Source organism: Oceanobacillus sp. FSL W7-1281 (assembly GCF_037969835.1).
Classification (GTDB): domain Bacteria; phylum Bacillota; class Bacilli; order Bacillales; family Amphibacillaceae; genus Oceanobacillus; species Oceanobacillus oncorhynchi.
Map to the genome: position 1 here is coordinate 4,644,142 of NZ_CP150214.1, position 19,778 is coordinate 4,663,919.

Here is a 19,778-nt window from a genome sequence, read left to right on the forward strand (position 1 = left end):
TCCAAAATGAACATGTTCTTCATTACCATGCTTGCATTTTGGTGAAATATCCGGCCTTTTGGGAATTGGTGATGGTACATAGCTCCGCTCCGGCCACCCACTCCGCTTTCCGCCACAGCGGCGCTTTACACTTCGCCTTCTATATCTTTGTCAAGGGGGTTATTAAAGGAACAATCAACTCCTGTTTCTATAGAAATGAAGTTACTTTTTAATATGCGAAAGTTGAGTAATAAATAGATTACAGCTTTACAATAGCCTTCGTAATCCCGTAATCCCCATAATTCTCTAAAACAGCTGGTACTTCCTCTAAACGCAGCGTATGTGAAATCAGCGGTGTAACCTGCACTTTTTGTTGATTTAACAAGGAAACAGCTTCTTCTACTGTAAAAGGATTGATAAAGGAACCGGCCATTTTTAACTCTTTGCTGAACACATCAAAAGCAGGGAATTCAACAAGCGTTTCTGGTGATGGCACTCCAAAAAGAAGTACCTCACCCCCTTTTCCAGTTTTATGGATACCTGCCTCTATGGTCTGTTTTTTGCCGATACATTCAATCACGAGGTCATACTCTGCCGCTACATCATCTGTCGATTGAAATAGATGGTCCGCACCCAACTCACTCAGCTGCGCATGTTTATTTACATCAATTTCACAGACGTCGACTTTAGCTGGATTCTTTAGCTGGACAGTCTGTAAAAATAAAGATCCAATAAACCCTCCGCCAATAATCAATACCTTCGTACGCGCCTGAATCTCGCTGATTTGATGAAATCCATGAAGTACACAGCTTAATGGTTCTGCCAAAGCGCCAACTTCCAAAGGCAGCTCCTTATCTAAAAGATGACAAGCAGTCTCTGGAACAGCACAAAATTGTTCCATCCCGCCATTTCGCGTTACCCCAACAGCAGAGAGGTCTTCGCATAGCTGTACCCTCCCTTGGCGGCAATACGTACATTTACCACAATAAATATTGGGATCCACAGCAACATGGTCTCCCAGTTTTAAGCCGGAGACGGATGCACCTATTTCAACAACTTCTCCAGAAAATTCATGCCCTAAGACAATCGGAGGTGTAACTTCAGCAGAACCTGGTTCCCCATGAAAAATATGTACATCCGTTCCACAGATACCGCAATATTTTACTTCAATCAATACTTCTTCCGGTTGAATCACTGGTTTTTCAGTTTCTTGAATGAACATATCCTCTTTTTCTTTCAACAACAAAGCTTTCATACATACACGCTCCTTTTGATTCTCATTCTCATCGTATTTTTAAGGTGGAACATAAAAGTTAAAAAAATGAATTTCTATAGACTTTTTTCCAGCTAGTGTAATGAACCAGCTCAATTCGAAACTATTATTTCAAAATATGAAAGCAATTACAACAGCTATCTGTTTTTCCTAAGGACAGTAATGTCAACAAATCAGATATTAAAATAAAATCCCTATTCATACACAGGAGAAAAATAATAACCATTCTTTCCTGTTTTGGATAGGGATTATCAAACAGAAGACCTGCTTTGAAAAAAAACAGTCTCTTTTTTATATCATTTAGACAGAGATTCCTTCTCTTTATCTTCATCCTCTTCATTCTCTTTTTTCTTCTTCAGCTGTTCATGGCGCTGCCGCTGACGATAGCCATACGTCGCATTCAGCACAACATCCTCATCCTCTAACGCTGTACCAAGCGCACCAATTACCGTGGATACACTGGCAGCAATCCAAGCAATATAGAAGTAATTAATTAAGCCAGGGTCACTCGTAAGCTGTTCCTCCAGCATTCCCATTGGAATAAAAACAAATACGCCGACAAGGAATAAACAGAACAGCATGACATAATAAATACAAACGGTGATCAATAACGTTAAAAACGTTGTTGCGTTATAAAGCTTCCGTGTGTAATCATTACTCTGATCCCGCTTCCTCTCCCATAATCGGTGAATCAAAATAATCCATAGCGTCATCGCTATGACAGAAAATATAGTAAGCAGACACATCCTTAAAATCGTATAATGCTCACTTAACAGCCACAATGTCGGAAAAACCAACGCATAAGAACCCGTGGCAAAAGCAATAGTCAGGATTTTCAAAAATGCGGGAAACATATTCCATGGACGATTTGCGCGCACCATTCCACCCATTAAGCGGATAGAAATACTGCCTCCACGCCCTACTATAAAACGAACATCCATATAATCTTCTTCCCTATCATCCGGTGCTTCACGCTTGATTGGGGATAGCCAACCAAAAAATTTATTCGTCATCAGGTTTTTAGAGTCATCTACATCCACATCCTTGTGCTTGCTGCGCTTTGATTCAATCCGCTCTGCAGAACGCTCTCTTGCCTCATCTGAGCTCCCATAATACATTTCGTTGACCAGCTGCATGATGGATTCCCGCAAACGTCTGATCATTAAAGTAGAACCGAAGCTGGGCATGCTGATCAATGCAATATTTTCATCTTCATTTGCTTCTGCAACAATCATGCGCTTTTCTATAAACAAAGGAATGTCAGTTAAACAAATAGCATAATCCCATTCCTTTTCTTCTTTCTTCTTCTTGGTAGCTTCCAGTATTTCCTTTGATTCGGCGCCACCGCCAATCAAGGGATCTTCTATATAATCAATTTTCCAATCGATTTCTTCTTTTACATAATACTCCAATAAAGACGGTAATTCCTCTCGCAGTCTTGCCCCTATTTCATTTGGATAACCTGGTGCAGTTATTAGACCGATATATCTTGTTGTTTCACTCAAGTTGGATTCACCTCGATTTATTTTTTGTTGTTTTTGCATATCTATGTACTTTTAGCCGAAAAATGAAATGTTTAAACCCTCCATTTATCAATAAAGATGATCAGGATGCTTCTATGATTTTATCTACGATGTTAATACGTATGAATTATTTCTTAGTAAATGCATCTTTTTAAAAGTATGAACGATGTATTAAAAATCATGAAAAGACCAGTTTCTCTCCCTATTAGATAAGTATTGCACTTTTTTCTCCAGCTTCATTGCCAAGCAACTATACTGTCATAATAATGTCTCTATATTATTTTTTCTGAAAATTACTTGTTATCCTTTCTTATTTATGATATGGTTTTAAAAAGTTTAAACTTCTTTTTTATTCAAAATGAAGGAGGGACTTCTTTTTGGAAGGTATCCAGCCAATTAAAGAGTTAATCGAGGCTCATTTTAATGCTCTATCAAAGAAACAACAGAAGGTAGCAAACTTCGTGTTAAATAATCCAACCTTTGTCGGGACACATTCTGCAGCTGAAGTTGGAAAGAAAGCTGAAACAAGTGAAACAACCGTCATCCGCTTCTGCTATGCGCTTGGACTCGAAGGCTATGCCGAACTGCAAAAAAAGATTACCTTATTTGTTTTTAATCAAAATACAGTCAGCACACTTGGGAATTATTTCTCAGCAAAAAAGAAGCTGTTTAATGATCAGCATCTCATTGAGAAGGCGATGCAAAAAGATATCGCTCAAATTGACAGAATTGCTGAACAAATAGATAAGGAATTATTTTATAAGGCAACACATCAATTACATGAAGCAAAAAACATCTATATTATCGGGGCTGGCGCATCGCAATTCCCTGCTCAGTGGCTCCATTTCACCTTAAATATTTTACGGCCAAATGTATCCATTATTCATACGGAAACGCCAGAGCTTATCCGGACAATGCAGGAAATAGATGAAGATGATGTCGTCATCACAATCTCCTTACACCGTTACTTTAAAGAACCCATTCATATTGCGGAGGCGCTTCATAAGCGTGGAATAACAGTGCTTGCCATAACCGATTCTAAGCTGGCGCCGATTCAAAAACATTGCTCCTATGCTTTTGTATTGGAGCAAACGGAGAAATCTACCATTGATCTGATGCCATCACTTATTTCCTTCCTTAACTTAGTAGTAACTGGAATGATGACATTTGACCCGGATTATTATGATAAGCAGCGCGTCAATTATGATGACTTTAATCATACTTTTATTTCTGATAAATGGAGTTGAGAAAATTGATAAATCAACAATTAGCAGAACGTTTACAGCCAATTTTTGAACATTTGCATAGGAATCCTGAAATAAGCTGGAATGAAACAGAGACCACAGCATATCTTGTGGATTTTCTGCGCAGCGAGGGATTGAATCCGCAAACGTTTCCTAACATGACTGGGTTATATGTGGACATTGGAAAAGGAACTCCCGCAGTTGGCTTCAGAACAGATATAGATGCGCTATGGCAAAAAGTTAATGGAGCATTCCAGGCAAACCATTCCTGCGGCCATGATGGGCATATGACTGTAGCGCTCGGCGTCGTTCTTTTATTAAAAGAGCTGGAGCCAACATTATCCGGAGCGGTTCGTATCCTTTTTCAGCCGGCAGAAGAAAAAGCACAGGGTGCAAAAGCTTTTGTGGATCAAGGTGTTGTGGATCCGCTCCAATTTCTATTTGGAGCACATGTCCGGCCACTAATCGAATTAGAGGACGGCACCTACGCACCAGCACTATATCATGGAGCAGCGAAGCTTTTCACAGGAGAAATTCATGGCGTTGAAGCGCACGGTGCAAGACCAGAACAGGGAGCGAATGCGATTGAAGCTGCAGCTGCGCTGATTGATGGACTCAAGCGTATTTGGATCAGCCCTGCTGAATCAGCCTCCATTAAAATGACTCAAATACAGGGAGGCGGTGCTTCAACAAATATTATTCCAGGAAATGCTTCCTTTAGCATCGATGCCCGTGCTCAAACCAACGAAACCATGGAGGCTCTGACTGCCGGATTTGAAAAAGCAGCAGGCGCGGTAAGTACACTATACGATGTTTCCATTGATTACAATGTAGATGCCCATATCGTCGCAGCTCAAGTAAGTGATACAGCAAAATCCATTTTGGAGCAAGCTATTATCAATGTAGCTGGAGAAGAAAATTGTGCGCCGGACGTGGTGACACCAGGCGGAGAGGATTTTCATTTTTATACGTATTCCAAGCCTGAGCTGCAGACAACGATGCTTGGTCTCGGATGCGGCGTCACACCGGGGCTCCACCATCCAGAAATGACATTCAATCAAAAGCACCTGCCAACCGGAGCAGAAATTATCACACAGGCGCTTCTCCTAGCACTACAACAAACAGAAAGAAGCGATACAAAATGATTCAATGTAAAGAACTAAAAACAATGGCCGAGATGGAACAAATGCAGGAGCTGGAGGGAAGGATTTGGGGAATGGCTACCATTCCCACCCATCAGACGCTTACAGCAGTCAAAAATGGCGGCATCATGGTCGGTGCTTATGCTGACGATCAATTAGTCGGCTTCAGCTATGGGTTTGCAGGCTTCGATAACGGCAAAAGCTATCTATGCTCTCATATGCTTGGTATGGATCAAGCATACCGTTCTCAAGGCATTGGAAAAATGCTGAAACAAAAACAGCGGGAGATTGCTATCCGTAAAGGCTATGACATGATGAAATGGACATATGATCCTTTGGAGACACGTAATGCCTATCTTAATCTAACAAAACTAAACGGCATGTGTAACACCTATATTGAGAATTGTTACGGCAATATGCAGGATGGTTTTAATAAAGGGCTCCCTTCAGACCGCTTTGAAATCCATTGGCATTTGAAAAGTCCACACGTGGGGGAGCAGCAATCCGTAAATACAGAAAATGCAACGACTCTGAACACATTAACCTTTAATCAGGAAGGTTTGCCCGTTTTCACGAAAGAGAAGGAACCGCTTGAATTGACGGAATATTCCTATTCCGTTCGTGTACCAAAGGATTTTCAAGGACTGAAAGCAGCAAGTCAAGAGCTCGCCATGGACTGGAGACTAAAGACACGAGAGCTGTTCCAAAATCTCTTTGAAGCAGGTTACGCAGCTATACGGTTAGCACCCTATGAAAATTATGGGGAATACATTTTTGTAAAAAAAGATATTTTAGATCTTGGAGGAAAATAACGATGAAAATCACAGAAGTCACTGTTCGTCATTTACAAATGAAACTAAAAGCTCCTTTCACCACCAGCTTTGGCACATTTACAAATCGAGATTTTTTATTACTGGAAGCAAAGGATGCGGATGGAACCGTCGGCTGGGGAGAATCCGTCGCATTCCATGCCCCATGGTATAACGAAGAAACCCTGCAGACCAACTGGCATATGCTGGAGGATTTTTTAATCCCGCTTATCCTAAATAAAGAATTAAAGCACCCGGATGAAGTTAATGAAATCTTTGCTGCTATCCGAAAAAACAACATGGCAAAGTCTACCCTCGAAGGAGCTATCTGGGATATTTACTCACAACAAACCAACCAATCCCTTGCTGAAGCGCTGGGTGGCAGAAAAGAAAAGATTGAAGTCGGCATCAGTATCGGCATCCAAAAATCCATTGAGGATCTTATCGCTTTAGTAGACGGCTATATCAAAGAAGGCTATAAACGCATGAAAGTAAAAATCAAGCCTGGCTGGGACATCGATGTGATCCGTACATTACGCGAGAAATTCCCGGACACAGCAATTATGGCAGATGCTAACTCCGCCTACCGTTTAGAGGATACCGAACTATTAAAACAGTTAGATTCCTTTGACCTGACCATGATTGAACAGCCCTTGGCATCTGACGATATTATCGATCATGCAAAATTACAAAAGGAACTCCAAACACCGATTTGCTTAGACGAAAGCATCCACTCACTGGAAGATGCACGAAAAGCAGTTGAACTGGGAAGTACAAAAATTATTAATATCAAAATCGGCCGTGTCGGCGGCTTAACCGAAGCGAAGAAAATCCATGACTATTGCGCAGCAAATGATATTCCAGTCTGGTGCGGCGGTATGCTGGAATCAGGAATTGGCCGTTCTCACAATATCGCTTTAACAACACTGCCAAACTTTATTTTACCGGGGGATACCGCTGGTTCCAGCCGCTACTGGGAAAAAGATATCATTGCTCCGGAGGTTGTTGCAGAAAATGGATATATCACCGTCCCGACAAAAGCTGGAATCGGTTATGAAGTGGATCGGAAAGCTGTAGAAGCCTATACCGTGGTTAAGAAAGATTATAAATAAGGGAGATAATCAGATGAAAAAGAGTTTTCAAATAGGAAGTGCTTTTGTTGGTCTTATTGTTGGAGCCGGGTTCGCTTCAGGACAAGAAGTCATGCAATACTTCACCAGCTTTGGTATATGGGGTACAGTTGGCGGGATTGTCGCCACCCTCCTCTTTATCTTTCTAGGATTCACCTTTGCCCAGCTGGGAACAGACTTGCAGGCAGCTTCCCATAAAGGGGTAATCTACCATATCGGCGGACGTTATATCGGGGCGATATTGGATATTTTAATTACCTTCTTCCTTTTCGGAGTAGCCGTCGTAATGTTTGCAGGCTCCGGCTCTACTTTTGAGCAGATGTTTGGCATCAATACTATTGCAGGCAGCATTATTATGGTAACTTTAACTATCCTGACATTGCTATTAAATACACAAAAGATTATCGGAATCATTGCAGCAATTACACCTTACTTGATTGCGATTATCTTTATCATCTTGGTCTATTCCATTTTCACCACGGATTTATCTCTGGCTGAAGCAGATGCAATCGCCAAGGAACAAGCTTCTGCCGCACCTAACTGGTTGTTAAGCGCCTTCCTCTATGTATCTTATAATCTGGCAGCAGGAGCAGCATTACTGATTGTCATGAGCGGAGGCGTGAAAGACCGAAAAGTTGCAGGCTGGGGAGGTATTTTTGGAGGAATCATGCTTGGCGGATTGATTATTCTTATTCATATCGGGATGTTCATGAAAGTAGATGTTGTGGCAGGAATGGACATGCCAACACTTGCCTTAGCAGAACAAATCCATCCATTTATTGGTATTCTGATGGCTATTGCACTGCTTGGCATGATGTATAATACAGCAGTTGGTATGTTCTACTCCTTTACGGTACGATTTATCGCACCTGATAGCAGAGCCTATAAGCCTGCCGTTGTGATTATTGGGTTACTTGGTTTTGCAGCTAGCTTAGTCGGTTTTACAACGCTTGTCGGCAAAGTATATTCAACGATGGGGTATTTAGGATTTGCTTTGATTATTGCAGCAATTATTGCTTGGTTTCGAAGAGGGGTTACCCGTGTTTCTTAAAACTAAAAGTATGTATACAGGAGCATGTGCTATTTTTACTTTTGATTTTTGTTATTTAGCCGTCTATTTTTATAGGCGGCTTTTTTTGTTTTAGCTGTAGGATTTAGCTTTTTCTAGAACAAAGTATATTGTAATCAGTGGTCTAATCATCCTCTATTTCAATCAATATTAATATGTAGGTGCAAAGGGAGGAAATGAAGAAAGTGCAAAGAATCCCGTTTATTCGTAAAGAATAAAACTAATCCATCAAAAAAGGCTATCAAGCATGATAACCTTTTTTAAATCTCTTGAACAGTTCAATTTCCCATCAAAGAAGGCAGCCACAAAACAAGGTCCGGAATGTAAGTAAGAATAAGAAGTACAATATAAGTAACTGCTAAAAACGGTAAAATAGACTTAGTTAGTTGTCCTATTGATATATTTGCCATGGAGGATGCAATTGTTTGTGGGATTTGTTCAAATGAAAGCATTCAACCAAAAAATTCGCCATAGCAATCAAAAGTGCAATGATTGCAGTTGTTTTTGTTGTGTTAAATAACTGTGTAACGCTGTATAAACCTTAATAACAGATATGGTAATATAGTTCTTATGTAATTTATTAAAATTTAATAACGAGGTGAACAGGATGGAAACATTTGAAATTGATATAAAAGGCTTAAAAAGAGTATTGCCCATCGTCACTATAGCGGAGGATTTAAAAATTGCCAGCTTTGATATTTTAGGAGATACAGAATTAGTCACGTATCTCGCACCATTATTGGCAGAAAAACTTCCAAAAGTAGATTATATCGTAACAGCTGAAGCAAAAGGAATTCCGCTTATCCATGAGATATCCAAGGTGCTGAAAATGGACAAATACATTGTCGCAAGAAAAAGTATAAAACCTTATATGCAAAACCCGCTGGTTAAAAAGGTAACGTCCATTACAACACAAAAGGAACAGATACTTTGCCTAGATGGTAAAGATGCTCATCTACTTAACGGGAAAAAAGTTGCTATTATTGATGACGTTATTAGCACAGGTGAATCAATTTATGCACTGGAGAAGATTCTCGTGGAAGGAGCAGGAGCAAATGTAATAGCAAAGGCAGCTCTTTTGGCTGAAGGCAGTGCTGCTGAAAGGACGGATATTATCTTTTTAGAGAAATTACCTATATTTTAGAATTATATAAGCATAGACAATAAATTTAATTAGGAAATGATCACCAGTAAGATTAGATTTCCTTACTCTTTCGAGATTATTAAAAAATTATTCACAAAATAAATTCTTTTTAGAAATAAACTTGACAATCAAATGAAAACGCTTTATTATTCATGTAACGGGTTACATGAAATCCTCTTTTTTATGTCAGCAACATGTAACGGGGTAAATGTTGTATAATATGTAACCCGTTACATACAAAATAGACAGTGGTGAGTAATAAGATGGCAACTATAAAGGATGTTTCTAAAATAGCGAATGTTTCTGTTGCAACCGTTTCACGGGTCCTCAATAATAATGGCTATGTAAAAGAGGAAACGAAGAAAAAGGTGCTGGCAGCTATTGAACAATTAAATTATCGTCCTAATGATGTAGCACGAAGTCTTTTTAAAGGGAAATCGAAAATGATTGCCTTGTTTGTTCCAGATATCAGGAACCCCTTTTTCCCTGAACTGGCACGCGCTGTTGAAGATAATGCCAATGCTCATAATTACACCTTTATTCTTTGTAATACAGATAATAATTCTGTCAAAGAGCTTACTTATTTAAATGCGCTTTTACAAAAATCTATTGATGGTATCGTTATTGTTTCTAATACGATGTCAGCCGAACAACTAAGAGATATAAAAGTACCTATTGTTGCTCTTGATAGAAAGCCTAATGAAAACATTCCATCTGTCACTGTGAATAATCAGGAAGGAGCTATCCAAGCTGTTCAACATCTGAAACAGTCAGGCTGTAAATATATTGGACATATTTCCGGTCCGCAAGATATAAGCAGCGCAAAAGACAGAACAAAAGGATATTTAGCTGTCGTTAAAGAAGAAAGCTGGTTTTCAGAAGATTTTATTCACTCAGGAAATTATACGTATGAAGAGGCGTTTGAAGCCGCTAAAAATCTATTAACTAGATTTCCTAATATAGATGGTATATTTGCAGCAAATGACATGATGGCAATCGGTGCACTTAAAGCAGCGGAACATCTCGGAATTCTAGTCCCCAATGATTTATCTATTATTGGATTTGATGGTATCCAAATGGGGAGCACAACCTCCCCGGCATTAACAACAATGGAACAGCCTCTTTACACCATCGGAAAGCGGGCAACTGAAATGTTATTACAAAAAATAGAAAGTCCGGAAAAGGAACTTGTATCCGAAGAATATCAGGTTACATTCATCCAAAGAAGCTCCACAAAAGAAAGGAGATGAAATATTGAAAGAAAATCCAAATGTCTGTGTTGTAGGGAGTATAAACATGGATATGATCACTTCCATCGATAAAATACCTGCTCAGGGAGAAACCATATTAGGAGGAACATTTAAAACGAATCCAGGTGGAAAAGGAGCCAATCAGGCTGTCTCGGCTGCAAGATTAGGAGCAAATGTATCTCTGATTGGTGCTGTAGGAGATGATTCGTTTGGGAAAGACCTGCTAGAACACTTTGAGTCAGAAAATATAAACCGGGAAGGGATTAAAATAATTCCTAATACTTCAACCGGTGTTGCCACAGTGATTGTATCAGAAAATGACAATCGAATTATTGTCTCATCAGGTGCAAATGCTAAAGTGACACCTGAAATTGTCTCTAAATCCCGTGAAAGGATTCTTCATAGTGATATTATTCTTTTACAATTTGAGATTGCAATGGAAACAGTAAGATATATCGTAGAGCTTGCTTATGATCATCAAATCCCTGTCATTATCAATCCTGCACCATACCAGGAAATACCTGAAGATATACTGACAAAAACAACTTTGTTTACACCAAATGAAGGAGAAGCATTTGTCATGAGCAAAATACCAGAGTTTGAATTCATTAAGAATAAAATGATTATCACCAAAGGCAAACATGGATCAGCCTTTTTCGCCTCTTCTGGTGAAATGATAACCATTCCTGCTTATCCCGTTCCTGTAAAAGATACGACAGGGGCAGGTGACACATTTAATGCAGCACTTGCAGTTGAACTGGCAAGCGGAAATACCTTAGGTCAAGCAATTACCTTTGCAAATGCAGCTGCAGCAATTTCTGTCGGTGAAATTGGAGCACAAGGAGGTATGCCAAGTAAAAAGGAAGTGGATGACTTTTTAATGAAGAACAAAAACTGAAAAAGAGGTGAATATGTTGATATCTATCGCGTGGGGCTTACTAGGTTGTGCTATTATTGTCAGTCTAACCTTTTTAATGTCTGAAAATAAAAAGATAATTAATTGGAAAACTATCACCATCGGCTTTGTATTACAGGTAGTATTAGGTTTCATTGTATTTAAATGGCCAGTCGGAATCGCCTTCATTCAAATCATATCGAATGGCGTAGACAGTGTCATGGATGCTGGCCGAGAAGGGTTGCAGTTTGTGTTTGGCGAATTAGCAAACCCGGATGGAGCAGTCGGTTCTGTATTTGTTATTAATGTATTAACGATTATGGTGTTTTTAACAGCACTGATCGCCATTTTATATCACTTTAAAATCATGCAATTTTTCGTACGCATCGTTGGCGGCTTTATCTCCAAAATTATGAAAACAGGCCATGTAGAATCTACTAATGCCGTAACCAATATGTTCCTTGGTATGACACAATCTGCTATTTCTGTAAAACCGTATATCAGTCAGATTTCACGCTCGCAAATTTTTGCTATTATGGTCGGAGGTCTGGCATCGGTATCCGGAGCAGTGCTTTTTGGACTAGTCGCATTAGGAATCCCTGTCGATTATCTACTGTCTGCAGCTATCATGACAGCACCTGCCGGATTGATGCTTGCCAAGCTGGTTATTCCAGAGACAGAGGAACTTAGTAAATCAGAATGGAAGGAAATTGATAATTTCAATGATTCTGAATCAGGGGAAAAATCAACATTCATGGATGCAATCATTGACGGTTCCCGTGACGGCGTTAACCTTACTGTAAACGCAGCAATGATTTTGATTTCTATTATCGGACTCGTTGCTTTAGTGAATATCATTCTTGGAGGGATTGGATCCATTTTTGGAATGGATAATTTATCATTAAACCTTATATTCGGTTACCTTTTTTCTCCACTTGCTATAATCATGGGAATTCCATGGAATGAGGCACTTTTGGCTGGCAGTCTGCTAGGAGAAAAATTGATTTTAAATGAATTTGTTGCTTTTACTTCTTTCTCAGAAGTTATTGGACAATTCTCAGATAAATCTACAGCCATTATGACATTTGCTCTATCCGGCTTTGCTAATATAGGCTCTATCGGGATTATTCTAGGAATCATGCTGGGAGTGGCCCCGAAAAGAAAACATGAGATCCAAGGGATGGCCATGAAATCATTGATTGTTGCCACACTTGCAAACTTGCTGAATGGCGCTATCGTAGGTATGTTCTTTCTATAAAAAATATGAAGGGTTGAGATATGAATGAATAAAGTAATACTGGATGTTGATACAGGTGTAGATGATGCACTGGCAATTATTTATGGAATAGAAAGTAAAAAAATTGACTTCCTGGGAATCACCACAGTCAGCGGCAATGTTCCTTTAGATATGACAGAAAAAAATACCCGAAAAGTGTTGAAACTGATTGGCCGAGAGGATATCAACGTTTATCCCGGCGCAGACAGGCCTCTACTTCGTGAAGCAGAATATGAATATCGAGTTCATGGCAGCGATGGCATTGGAAATGCATTAGATGATATGGAAATAGAGCATGCAAAAGAGGAACAATTTGCGCCAGATTTTATTGTGGAACAGGCTAAGAAGTATAAAGGAGAACTCACGCTGATTATGGTTGGTCCACTGACTAACCTGGCACTTGCTTTGAGAAAAGAGCCGAAAATCGCTGGTTGGATTAAAGAAGTGATTGTGATGGGCGGACTGGTATCAAAAGCTGGTAAAGGAAACTCCTTGCCTAACTCTGAATTCAATATTTATGCAGATGCAGAAGCAGCGGCCATTGTATTTCATTCAGGATTGGAAGTAACCTTGGTCAGCCTTGATGTGACATTACAGACCTACATGAAGCTAGAACATATTGAAGAATTAAAGGGAACCAAATATTATGATTTTGTATTAAACAGCACAGAAGTATTTCGAAGTTTCAGCAAGAAGCGTTATGGAACAAATGGTTGTGCGTTACATGATCCATTAACTATCGGCTATTTCCTTGACCGTTCCTATATCGAAACGGAAAAATACTTTGTAGATGTAGAAACCTTAAGTTCACTTGGGTATGGACAAACGATTTGTGATTTTAGAAACCTGTGGGAAAAAGAGCCCAATGTAAACATATGCGTAAATGTGGATGCAGAAAGATTTATTCAAGATTTTATCAACATCTTGAAACAAGCATAATCAGATACAGCCGGAGGTTAAGTATATTGCTTAACCTCCTATATTTTTGAGTAGGAGGACAAAGTCGTGAAGTATCTACCTTTTTATTTATGTTATGGGATACTATTTTTATTATATATTCTTAATTTATTTTTCCAGTCCTCTATGATTCATCTCATCGTGAGCTGGGGCACACTGGGTGTATTTTTGCTTTCCTGGCGCCGGGCAGCCAATTTATTTAAATGGATGAGCACGATGTTTATATTAACTGGTATTTTCATGAGCCTTACCTCTGGCGTCTCATGGTATCTGATTCCACAACAATTCACGAATAATTTTCCCATGCTTGTATTTTTAAGCATGCTCCCTTGGATGGCAAGTGCTTTTAGTATCGGCGAATATGATCAAATCTTGAAAGATATGATCAACCCTAAGAACAATCAACTAGCGGATATGTATGGGAAAGGACTAGCTGCGACATATAGTTTGCTCATCTTTATTAATATCTCCGCTATCTATTTAGTCCAGCAGGTTCTCATCGATAAATTAAAAGGCATTGATGAATCGATTAGGAATGATTTTATTATCAGGACAACACTAAAAGCTTTTTCTCTGGCTGTTATCTGGAGTCCGATGGAAATTATTGTAGGTATTACCGTCGACGCTACAAATATCAGCTTCTTCTCCTACTTGCCTTGGCTTTTATTGTGTTCATTCCTGCTAATCACCATTGATGTATCCTTAAATAAGAAGAGATTTGCCGAAATGGAAATCAATCTTTCTGCAAATATAAATCATAAAGAATTAATGAAAGCCTTACTAAAATTATTCTTTGTTTTATTTACATTTTTCAGCATCATCCTTATAAGTAATCATTTATTCGCCTTGAATTTTATCCTGACGGTTTCTTTAGTTATTTTTCCATTTACTTTTATCTGGGCTGTATTCACGCGGCGTGCCTCTACATTTTTAACCTATGGGTGGAAAAGCTGGAAGAATTATAATAATAACATGCAAAATTTTGTCGTGTTGTTCCTTTCTCTGGCATTATTCTCAGAAGGATTTAAACAAACAGCGATTCCTCATATCTTACAGAAATTGTTGGGGCAAGTATCCGAATATGCGCTATTAATTTTTATTTTTATTACATTTATCTATTTTGTGATGGGTCTCATCGGAGTACATCCCGTTGCAACGATTGCTATTTTGATAGAAGTATTAAATCCATTGTTCCATATTATCAATCCTATGAGTATAGGAATCGTTCTTATCATGTCTGCGCTGGCAACATCGGCATCTGCACCGTATGGCATTAACGCTACACTTACTTCCCAAACCATTGGTGTGTCACCTTTTTATATTACAAAAATCAATTTTCCGTTCTCTATCTTGATGAGTGTTGTAGGGATAGCAGTGGCAATGATTGTATTATAGCGGAACAACCATTTTATTTGTGATAAGCACTCTCGCATTTTGCTTATGAATCTCTTTTAAATATTAGAGCAGGGTAACAAACCATACATACGGATTGGGGCTTCTAAAGGAATAGCCTGGGACCATGAAAGGCACCAGGCTACAGTAGATACTTAAATGTTTTCCATAATCTAAAGTAATATTTCTCTATTCATTATTACTTACTAGCTGTTTCGTAATATCCAATAGCTCTTTCACATCTTCTACCTTTGTTTTCCCAGTTTCCTTATCAATAATAGAAGAATAAACATGCGGAATGACTTTTGGTACGCCAGCTTCCAGAGCAATCGACAAAATCTCTTCAAAGTTAGTTAAATCGATGCCGCCTGTCGGCTCTAAAGCGAAATCTGCTTCTGCACAAGCCTTCGCAACAGCTCGGAATTCTTCTTCGTGTGCAAGACCCTTCATCGGGAAAAATTTTAGTGCATTTCCTCCCATATCTTTCACTAACGCTATAGCTGATTCTATTGGAACAACAGCTTGTTCTCCGACATTGGAACTTAACGGGCCAGTTGAAATAGTTACATAACCAACTTTTCCTGATGGAGATACCAAAGCATTGATCCAGCTCTCTTTCTCTCCTAGATTAGCTCTGGTTGCACCGACAGATGGGAACACTTGGTTAATATGACTTCCTTCATATGATTTCACAATATTTTCAACCACTGCAGCCTGTCTGTTATCACCTGCACCTAAACCAATGGATACAGCCCCATGGATTGCTTCATCATATTTTTCCATTGCGGTTACTGCTTCTTCCACCGTATCATAATTCTTCGATAGTACGCCGATTAGTACCTTTCCCTCTCCAGCTTTATATACTTCCTTTGCATTTTCAATACTGTTCGCCAGAACGTTCAAAGCAACACGGTCCTTATAAAAAAATTTATCTATCTTCTTCATACTTCTTTTCCTCCTAGAATGTCAACGATTCTACTATATATAACTTGACTATCATTTTCTTGTAACGGTCGTGGATCAATATCAAAGAATCCTTGTCTCACACCATAATCACGAGTATAAATAGCAATTTCGCCATGTTTTAGTTGATTCGTTACTTCCTTGGCTGATATAGCTGTAACAGCTTCATCAATGGTGATTCGTGCTCTGAAGATAGAGCGTCCTGCTTCGTCCTGAACGATCGTTGCGGTGACACCTTCCATTGTATTTAATGATTGCAGTACTTCTAAACTCGCCTTTTCAGCTTCACTATTATCTGTTTTCACAAAATACTCATCCAACGCCTGCAGTAAGCCAAATGTAGATTCCTTTCCTACCTTCATACTTCTTCCAATATAATGAAGCTGTGTTTTGACCCACTCTACATAATCTTTTTTCCCTGCCACAATACCCGTTGTTGGCCCTTCAATAGCTTTAGATCCGCTGTAAATTGCCAGGTCAGCAATTTTCACATATTTTTTCAAATCTTCTTCCGCTGCTGCGTCAACAATAAACGGGATATTCTTTTCTTTAGCAACCTCTGCAGCTTCTTCAACAGAAATCATATTCTTTTGTACGGCATGATGAGATTTCACATACAAAATAGCCGCTGTATTTTCGCAGACGGCATCAGAGATATGTTCTTGTTTTCCTTCATTTGCATATCCTGCTTCCACTAGCTGGCCGCCGCCAAGATAGATCATTGATTCAATTGGAGCACCGTAATGAACATTATGCCCTTTCAACATAATAATCTCATTTTTCGTGATTTTTTCTTGATGTATCTTTTCACTCAACCTTCTATTACCTTTTGTAACCAATCCAGCGACAGATAAAACAATTCCACTTGATGCTGAATTTACAATAAGAGCAGCTTCCGTATCTAGCATATCCGCAATATATTTACCTGACTTATCCACTAAATCAGCAATTTCTACATAATTTTGCCCGCCTGTTTTCATTGCATCCATCACTGTATCAGATGGTGCAGAGACGCCAAGAATACTCATTCTGCCACTTGCATTTATGACACGCTTTAACCCATATCTGTCATGTAGTGAATTATCCATAATTAATCAACCTTTCAGTTATGATTACATATCTAACATGGTTTCTATAAAGTGAAACTTCAATCAGTGGGGATTTTCTTTTCATCCCCCACTGATTGGGGTTGCGATAAAATAGAACATTTACCGGAATACTTTGCTGCTATTCATTTTAAATTGGGAAAAATGCTCCTATCGCTATAGCACCTAAGATTGCTCCGCCCGCAACAGGTTTATTCCACAAATAAAAGAATGCTCCTCCAAGTAAAGAACCTAAACCTACAGGGATGGATGCTGTTGCAGCAGAAATAATAATTAGCGGTCCTAAAAATCTACCAGACGAGTTACCTGCACCCATCATCACATCACTGCCAAATGTAGAATTAGCCTTTCCGACCGTAAATTTTTTAATGCCAATAACAACATAGCCGATTACCACACCTATTAATAAGCCCGTTATTAAAGAAACAAAAAAGTTTTCTAATGGCAAAACAATTCCTGCACCTAACAGCAATGCTGGTATTCCGATACCTACCCCAGTAAGTATCGAACCACCTATATCAAGTACTCCTACTAAACCGCCTTCAAGTATACGTGCAAATAAGAAGCTGGCTCCAAATGCCGCAGCTGCACCATAGCCAGAGCCTTGTATACCTGCTTCTAATAAAGCTACAATGGCTACTTCATTAAAGGCGCCTACTTTATAAACGTAATACATATGCGTACCTGCAAAAATACCAGATGACAGAAGTGCTACAAAAATTGGGAACGACCAATCTGCAAACCAAAAACTCTTTTTATACATCGCATCACTTAGTTGACCATCAGTCATTTTATTTCCTCCTCACTAAGGGTTTATTAAATTATGAAGTCCTTGTAACCAATTTGGTACAGTAAGGTTGAGACTTTCTATCAGCTCTATATCAATTCCCCTAAAGAAGGCGCTTAAGATGAACAGCACAATAATAGCCGTCATTAATATTTTCGTGATGTTATTCCATCCAGAATCATCCACACCCTTACCTACCAATATACCTAGTACAACACCTGGAACAGCATTACCCATAATAATATGAGCTAGTCCGCCAAATATCGTTCCCCAAAACCCAGAACGTTTACCGGCATCTAATGCAGCTAACCAAAATATAACCGGCATAGCCATATTAATAAGCCAATCCGCAGCTGGAGCTAATACTTCCAGCGCAACATTTCTAAGTCCCTCCGGAATAGATGCTGTTGTCGTACTTAAAAAAGCAACAACTATTGCACCCACAATCGCACCTGCTATACTCATTTTGAAAGGGTTATGCATGGTCTCTTCTATTGTTTTTCCTTTTCTTAAAAGCACAGCGACAGACCAATTGGGAATAATTCTGTGATCCACGTCCTGCGTAAGTGCGCCAGCTCCAACAGCTGATGCCCAAGCGTTAAAGAAGAATCCCAATCCAAATGAGAAATGGGATGCACGGTCACCTGCACAGGCATTCATCTCGCCAATCGTTCTGAATGCTCCCATTGATTGAGACTTCGGTGCATGGAACATCCTTGCTGCTCCAGCCCCTACTCCAAAACCGACGATTGCTCCAATAATTAATGATTTAATTAGAATAACTACGATTCCGCCCACGTATACCCCTCCTTAATGGATGGTGACTACCTTTTTTCTGCCAATTGAATTTGGCAGAATCGATTGTTTTTAAGTTTACATCTACTTTTAACGTCACATGACAATTCAATTTTTTACGCGGCATAAAGAGGAAGAAAAAACGTTCTGTATATTCTTCCATGGTTGCCTCCACTTCTTCTATGTTTTCTGGTTCGGCACGTATAACAAGCTGATTGATCTCAGAAAATATCTGTTTCTGAATTTTACTTAAAGCACGACTAACTGCCTCATCTTGTGTACTTCCCTTGCCAGAAACGGTTATTGTTACATGTTGGTTTTCAATCATGTGATTCATTCCCCTTGTATTTTCTTGTATTCTTCCACGATACGTTTTCCTAAGTCTTCTACATCCATGAACCCAAACCCTAATACTTTATAGCCTTCACGAATGGCAGTTACTCCTTCTTCAATAGAACGCATGCCGTGTCTTGCTTTATATCCATATTTCGTTTGTGCTGTAATTGCTCCTGCTCCACCACTGCCGCAAAATGAAATTCCCAAGTCCGCATCTACTTTATTCATTTCATCGCCGAGCTTCATGTCCGCTCCAATACCCGGGACCACAATAGCTTCTCCTCCAGCAATCTCTACACCTTTTCCCACGTTTTGTCCTTTTCCAAGTCTATCTGCAATAACTACTTTTACCATTTAACTCACTCCTTATTTTGATTAATTATATTTAACTACTTCAAAATGAATCGATAATAAATACGTTTCATCATCTGAAATATGTTCTAATTGTTTTACTAATTCTCTGGCTTGTTTGATGGACTCTTGCGAAACTTCCTCAAATAATTTTTTATCTTCCACTTGCATTACTTCTTTTCTTTGATTTCTTTTTACCATTTCAGATATGTGATTTAACAAGGCTTCTCTTTGGTCATCCTTTATTTCATATCCATTACTATCTATATAGTTCACTGCATCATTGTAAATACTTTCACAAACATCTGGATCTTGACTATTCATGAAATAGTTAGTTAAATCTTTTTTTTCCACATT

20 protein-coding genes are annotated in these 19,778 nt (G+C 39.1%); 11 read left to right on the forward strand and 9 right to left on the reverse strand.

The window, feature by feature from the left end; genetic code table 11:
- Positions 1-238: 238 nt before the first annotated feature.
- Positions 239-1,234, reverse strand: coding sequence for a zinc-dependent alcohol dehydrogenase family protein (locus tag MKX55_RS22375; protein WP_339235119.1), 996 nt, complete (start codon positions 1,232-1,234; stop codon positions 239-241).
- Between the two features lie 314 nt (positions 1,235-1,548).
- Entirely contained in the window at positions 1,549-2,757 is a 1,209-nt protein-coding gene (locus tag MKX55_RS22380; protein WP_339235122.1) for a hypothetical protein, read from the reverse strand.
- A gap of 395 nt (positions 2,758-3,152) precedes the next feature.
- On the opposite strand from MKX55_RS22380, the gene MKX55_RS22385 reads away from it, so the two are divergent.
- The 11 genes from MKX55_RS22385 (at position 3,153) to MKX55_RS22435 (ending at position 15,086) form a co-directional block, all read left to right on the forward strand.
- Positions 3,153-4,022 (forward strand): MurR/RpiR family transcriptional regulator, encoded by an 870-nt coding sequence (locus MKX55_RS22385; protein WP_339235125.1) that lies wholly within the window; start codon positions 3,153-3,155, stop codon positions 4,020-4,022.
- Entirely contained in the window at positions 4,013-5,164 is a 1,152-nt protein-coding gene (locus MKX55_RS22390) for an amidohydrolase (protein ID WP_256705400.1), read from the forward strand. The genes MKX55_RS22385 and MKX55_RS22390 overlap by 10 nt, the downstream gene beginning before the upstream one ends.
- The gene (locus MKX55_RS22395; RefSeq protein ID WP_339235127.1) at positions 5,161-5,973 is read left to right on the forward strand and encodes a GNAT family N-acetyltransferase; all 813 of its coding nucleotides are present in this window, start codon (positions 5,161-5,163) and stop codon (positions 5,971-5,973) included. Before MKX55_RS22390 ends, MKX55_RS22395 begins: the two co-directional genes overlap by 4 nt.
- A gap of 2 nt (positions 5,974-5,975) precedes the next feature.
- Positions 5,976-7,082, forward strand: coding sequence for an o-succinylbenzoate synthase (gene menC / locus MKX55_RS22400; protein ID WP_339235129.1), 1,107 nt, complete (start codon positions 5,976-5,978; stop codon positions 7,080-7,082).
- Positions 7,083-7,095: 13 nt separating this feature from the next.
- Positions 7,096-8,151, forward strand: a complete 1,056-nt coding sequence (locus tag MKX55_RS22405) for a hypothetical protein (RefSeq protein WP_332094003.1) — start codon at positions 7,096-7,098, stop codon at positions 8,149-8,151.
- A 625-nt stretch (positions 8,152-8,776) separates the two neighbouring features.
- Positions 8,777-9,313 carry a phosphoribosyltransferase family protein gene (locus tag MKX55_RS22410; protein WP_339235132.1) on the forward strand — a complete coding sequence of 179 codons (537 nt, stop codon included), beginning with the start codon at positions 8,777-8,779 and terminating at the stop codon, positions 9,311-9,313.
- A 263-nt stretch (positions 9,314-9,576) separates the two neighbouring features.
- Positions 9,577-10,563 carry a LacI family DNA-binding transcriptional regulator gene (locus MKX55_RS22415; protein ID WP_339235135.1) on the forward strand — a complete coding sequence of 329 codons (987 nt, stop codon included), beginning with the start codon at positions 9,577-9,579 and terminating at the stop codon, positions 10,561-10,563.
- A 4-nt stretch (positions 10,564-10,567) separates the two neighbouring features.
- On the forward strand, positions 10,568-11,461 hold the full coding sequence (rbsK, locus tag MKX55_RS22420; RefSeq protein WP_339235136.1) for a ribokinase: 894 nt from the start codon (positions 10,568-10,570) through the stop codon (positions 11,459-11,461).
- Positions 11,462-11,474: 13 nt separating this feature from the next.
- Positions 11,475-12,716, forward strand: coding sequence for a nucleoside transporter C-terminal domain-containing protein (locus MKX55_RS22425; RefSeq protein WP_339235138.1), 1,242 nt, complete (start codon positions 11,475-11,477; stop codon positions 12,714-12,716).
- Positions 12,717-12,740: 24 nt separating this feature from the next.
- Positions 12,741-13,673 carry a nucleoside hydrolase gene (locus MKX55_RS22430; RefSeq protein ID WP_339235141.1) on the forward strand — a complete coding sequence of 311 codons (933 nt, stop codon included), beginning with the start codon at positions 12,741-12,743 and terminating at the stop codon, positions 13,671-13,673.
- 66 nt (positions 13,674-13,739) lie between these two features.
- On the forward strand, positions 13,740-15,086 hold the full coding sequence (locus tag MKX55_RS22435) for a hypothetical protein (protein ID WP_339235143.1): 1,347 nt from the start codon (positions 13,740-13,742) through the stop codon (positions 15,084-15,086).
- Between the two features lie 186 nt (positions 15,087-15,272).
- Here the strand turns inward: MKX55_RS22435 and MKX55_RS22440 are convergent, their stop codons facing one another.
- From MKX55_RS22440 to MKX55_RS22470, 7 genes are all read right to left on the reverse strand, one after another.
- On the reverse strand, positions 15,273-16,028 hold the full coding sequence (locus tag MKX55_RS22440; RefSeq protein WP_339235145.1) for a KDGP aldolase family protein: 756 nt from the start codon (positions 16,026-16,028) through the stop codon (positions 15,273-15,275).
- Positions 16,025-17,134, reverse strand: a complete 1,110-nt coding sequence (locus MKX55_RS22445) for a DgaE family pyridoxal phosphate-dependent ammonia lyase (protein WP_332094001.1) — start codon at positions 17,132-17,134, stop codon at positions 16,025-16,027. The genes MKX55_RS22440 and MKX55_RS22445 overlap by 4 nt, the downstream gene beginning before the upstream one ends.
- Before the next feature lie 148 nt (positions 17,135-17,282).
- On the reverse strand, positions 17,283-17,942 hold the full coding sequence (locus MKX55_RS22450) for a DUF4310 family protein (RefSeq protein ID WP_339235149.1): 660 nt from the start codon (positions 17,940-17,942) through the stop codon (positions 17,283-17,285).
- Positions 17,943-17,957: 15 nt separating this feature from the next.
- Positions 17,958-18,737 carry a DUF4311 domain-containing protein gene (locus MKX55_RS22455; RefSeq protein ID WP_212929293.1) on the reverse strand — a complete coding sequence of 260 codons (780 nt, stop codon included), beginning with the start codon at positions 18,735-18,737 and terminating at the stop codon, positions 17,958-17,960.
- Positions 18,709-19,062 carry a DUF4312 family protein gene (locus MKX55_RS22460; RefSeq protein WP_339235151.1) on the reverse strand — a complete coding sequence of 118 codons (354 nt, stop codon included), beginning with the start codon at positions 19,060-19,062 and terminating at the stop codon, positions 18,709-18,711. The genes MKX55_RS22455 and MKX55_RS22460 overlap by 29 nt, the downstream gene beginning before the upstream one ends.
- 5 nt (positions 19,063-19,067) lie before the next feature.
- On the reverse strand, positions 19,068-19,424 hold the full coding sequence (locus MKX55_RS22465; protein WP_042528842.1) for an SFCGS family glycine-rich protein: 357 nt from the start codon (positions 19,422-19,424) through the stop codon (positions 19,068-19,070).
- Between the two features lie 21 nt (positions 19,425-19,445).
- On the reverse strand, positions 19,446-19,775 hold the full coding sequence (locus MKX55_RS22470; protein WP_289584528.1) for a PRD domain-containing protein: 330 nt from the start codon (positions 19,773-19,775) through the stop codon (positions 19,446-19,448).
- Between the last annotated feature and the right edge of the window lie 3 nt (positions 19,776-19,778).

Excerpts from the sequence above, each read along its gene's own strand:
- MKX55_RS22465 (WP_042528842.1), bottom strand. The coding sequence starts at position 19,424 with ATGGTAAAAGTAGTTATTGCAGATAGACTTGGAAAAGGACAAAACGTG.
- MKX55_RS22425 (WP_339235138.1), top strand. The coding sequence starts at position 11,475 with ATGTTGATATCTATCGCGTGGGGCTTACTAGGTTGTGCTATTATTGTC.
- MKX55_RS22375 (WP_339235119.1), bottom strand. The coding sequence starts at position 1,234 with ATGAAAGCTTTGTTGTTGAAAGAAAAAGAGGATATGTTCATTCAAGAA.
- MKX55_RS22440 (WP_339235145.1), bottom strand. The coding sequence starts at position 16,028 with ATGAAGAAGATAGATAAATTTTTTTATAAGGACCGTGTTGCTTTGAAC.
- MKX55_RS22405 (WP_332094003.1), top strand. The coding sequence starts at position 7,096 with ATGAAAAAGAGTTTTCAAATAGGAAGTGCTTTTGTTGGTCTTATTGTT.
- MKX55_RS22410 (WP_339235132.1), top strand. The coding sequence starts at position 8,777 with ATGGAAACATTTGAAATTGATATAAAAGGCTTAAAAAGAGTATTGCCC.
- menC (WP_339235129.1), top strand. The coding sequence starts at position 5,976 with ATGAAAATCACAGAAGTCACTGTTCGTCATTTACAAATGAAACTAAAA.
- MKX55_RS22450 (WP_339235149.1), bottom strand. The coding sequence starts at position 17,942 with ATGACTGATGGTCAACTAAGTGATGCGATGTATAAAAAGAGTTTTTGG.
- MKX55_RS22430 (WP_339235141.1), top strand. The coding sequence starts at position 12,741 with ATGAATAAAGTAATACTGGATGTTGATACAGGTGTAGATGATGCACTG.
- MKX55_RS22445 (WP_332094001.1), bottom strand. The coding sequence starts at position 17,134 with ATGGATAATTCACTACATGACAGATATGGGTTAAAGCGTGTCATAAAT.
- MKX55_RS22390 (WP_256705400.1), top strand. The coding sequence starts at position 4,013 with ATGGAGTTGAGAAAATTGATAAATCAACAATTAGCAGAACGTTTACAG.
- MKX55_RS22395 (WP_339235127.1), top strand. The coding sequence starts at position 5,161 with ATGATTCAATGTAAAGAACTAAAAACAATGGCCGAGATGGAACAAATG.
- MKX55_RS22415 (WP_339235135.1), top strand. The coding sequence starts at position 9,577 with ATGGCAACTATAAAGGATGTTTCTAAAATAGCGAATGTTTCTGTTGCA.
- MKX55_RS22460 (WP_339235151.1), bottom strand. The coding sequence starts at position 19,062 with ATGATTGAAAACCAACATGTAACAATAACCGTTTCTGGCAAGGGAAGT.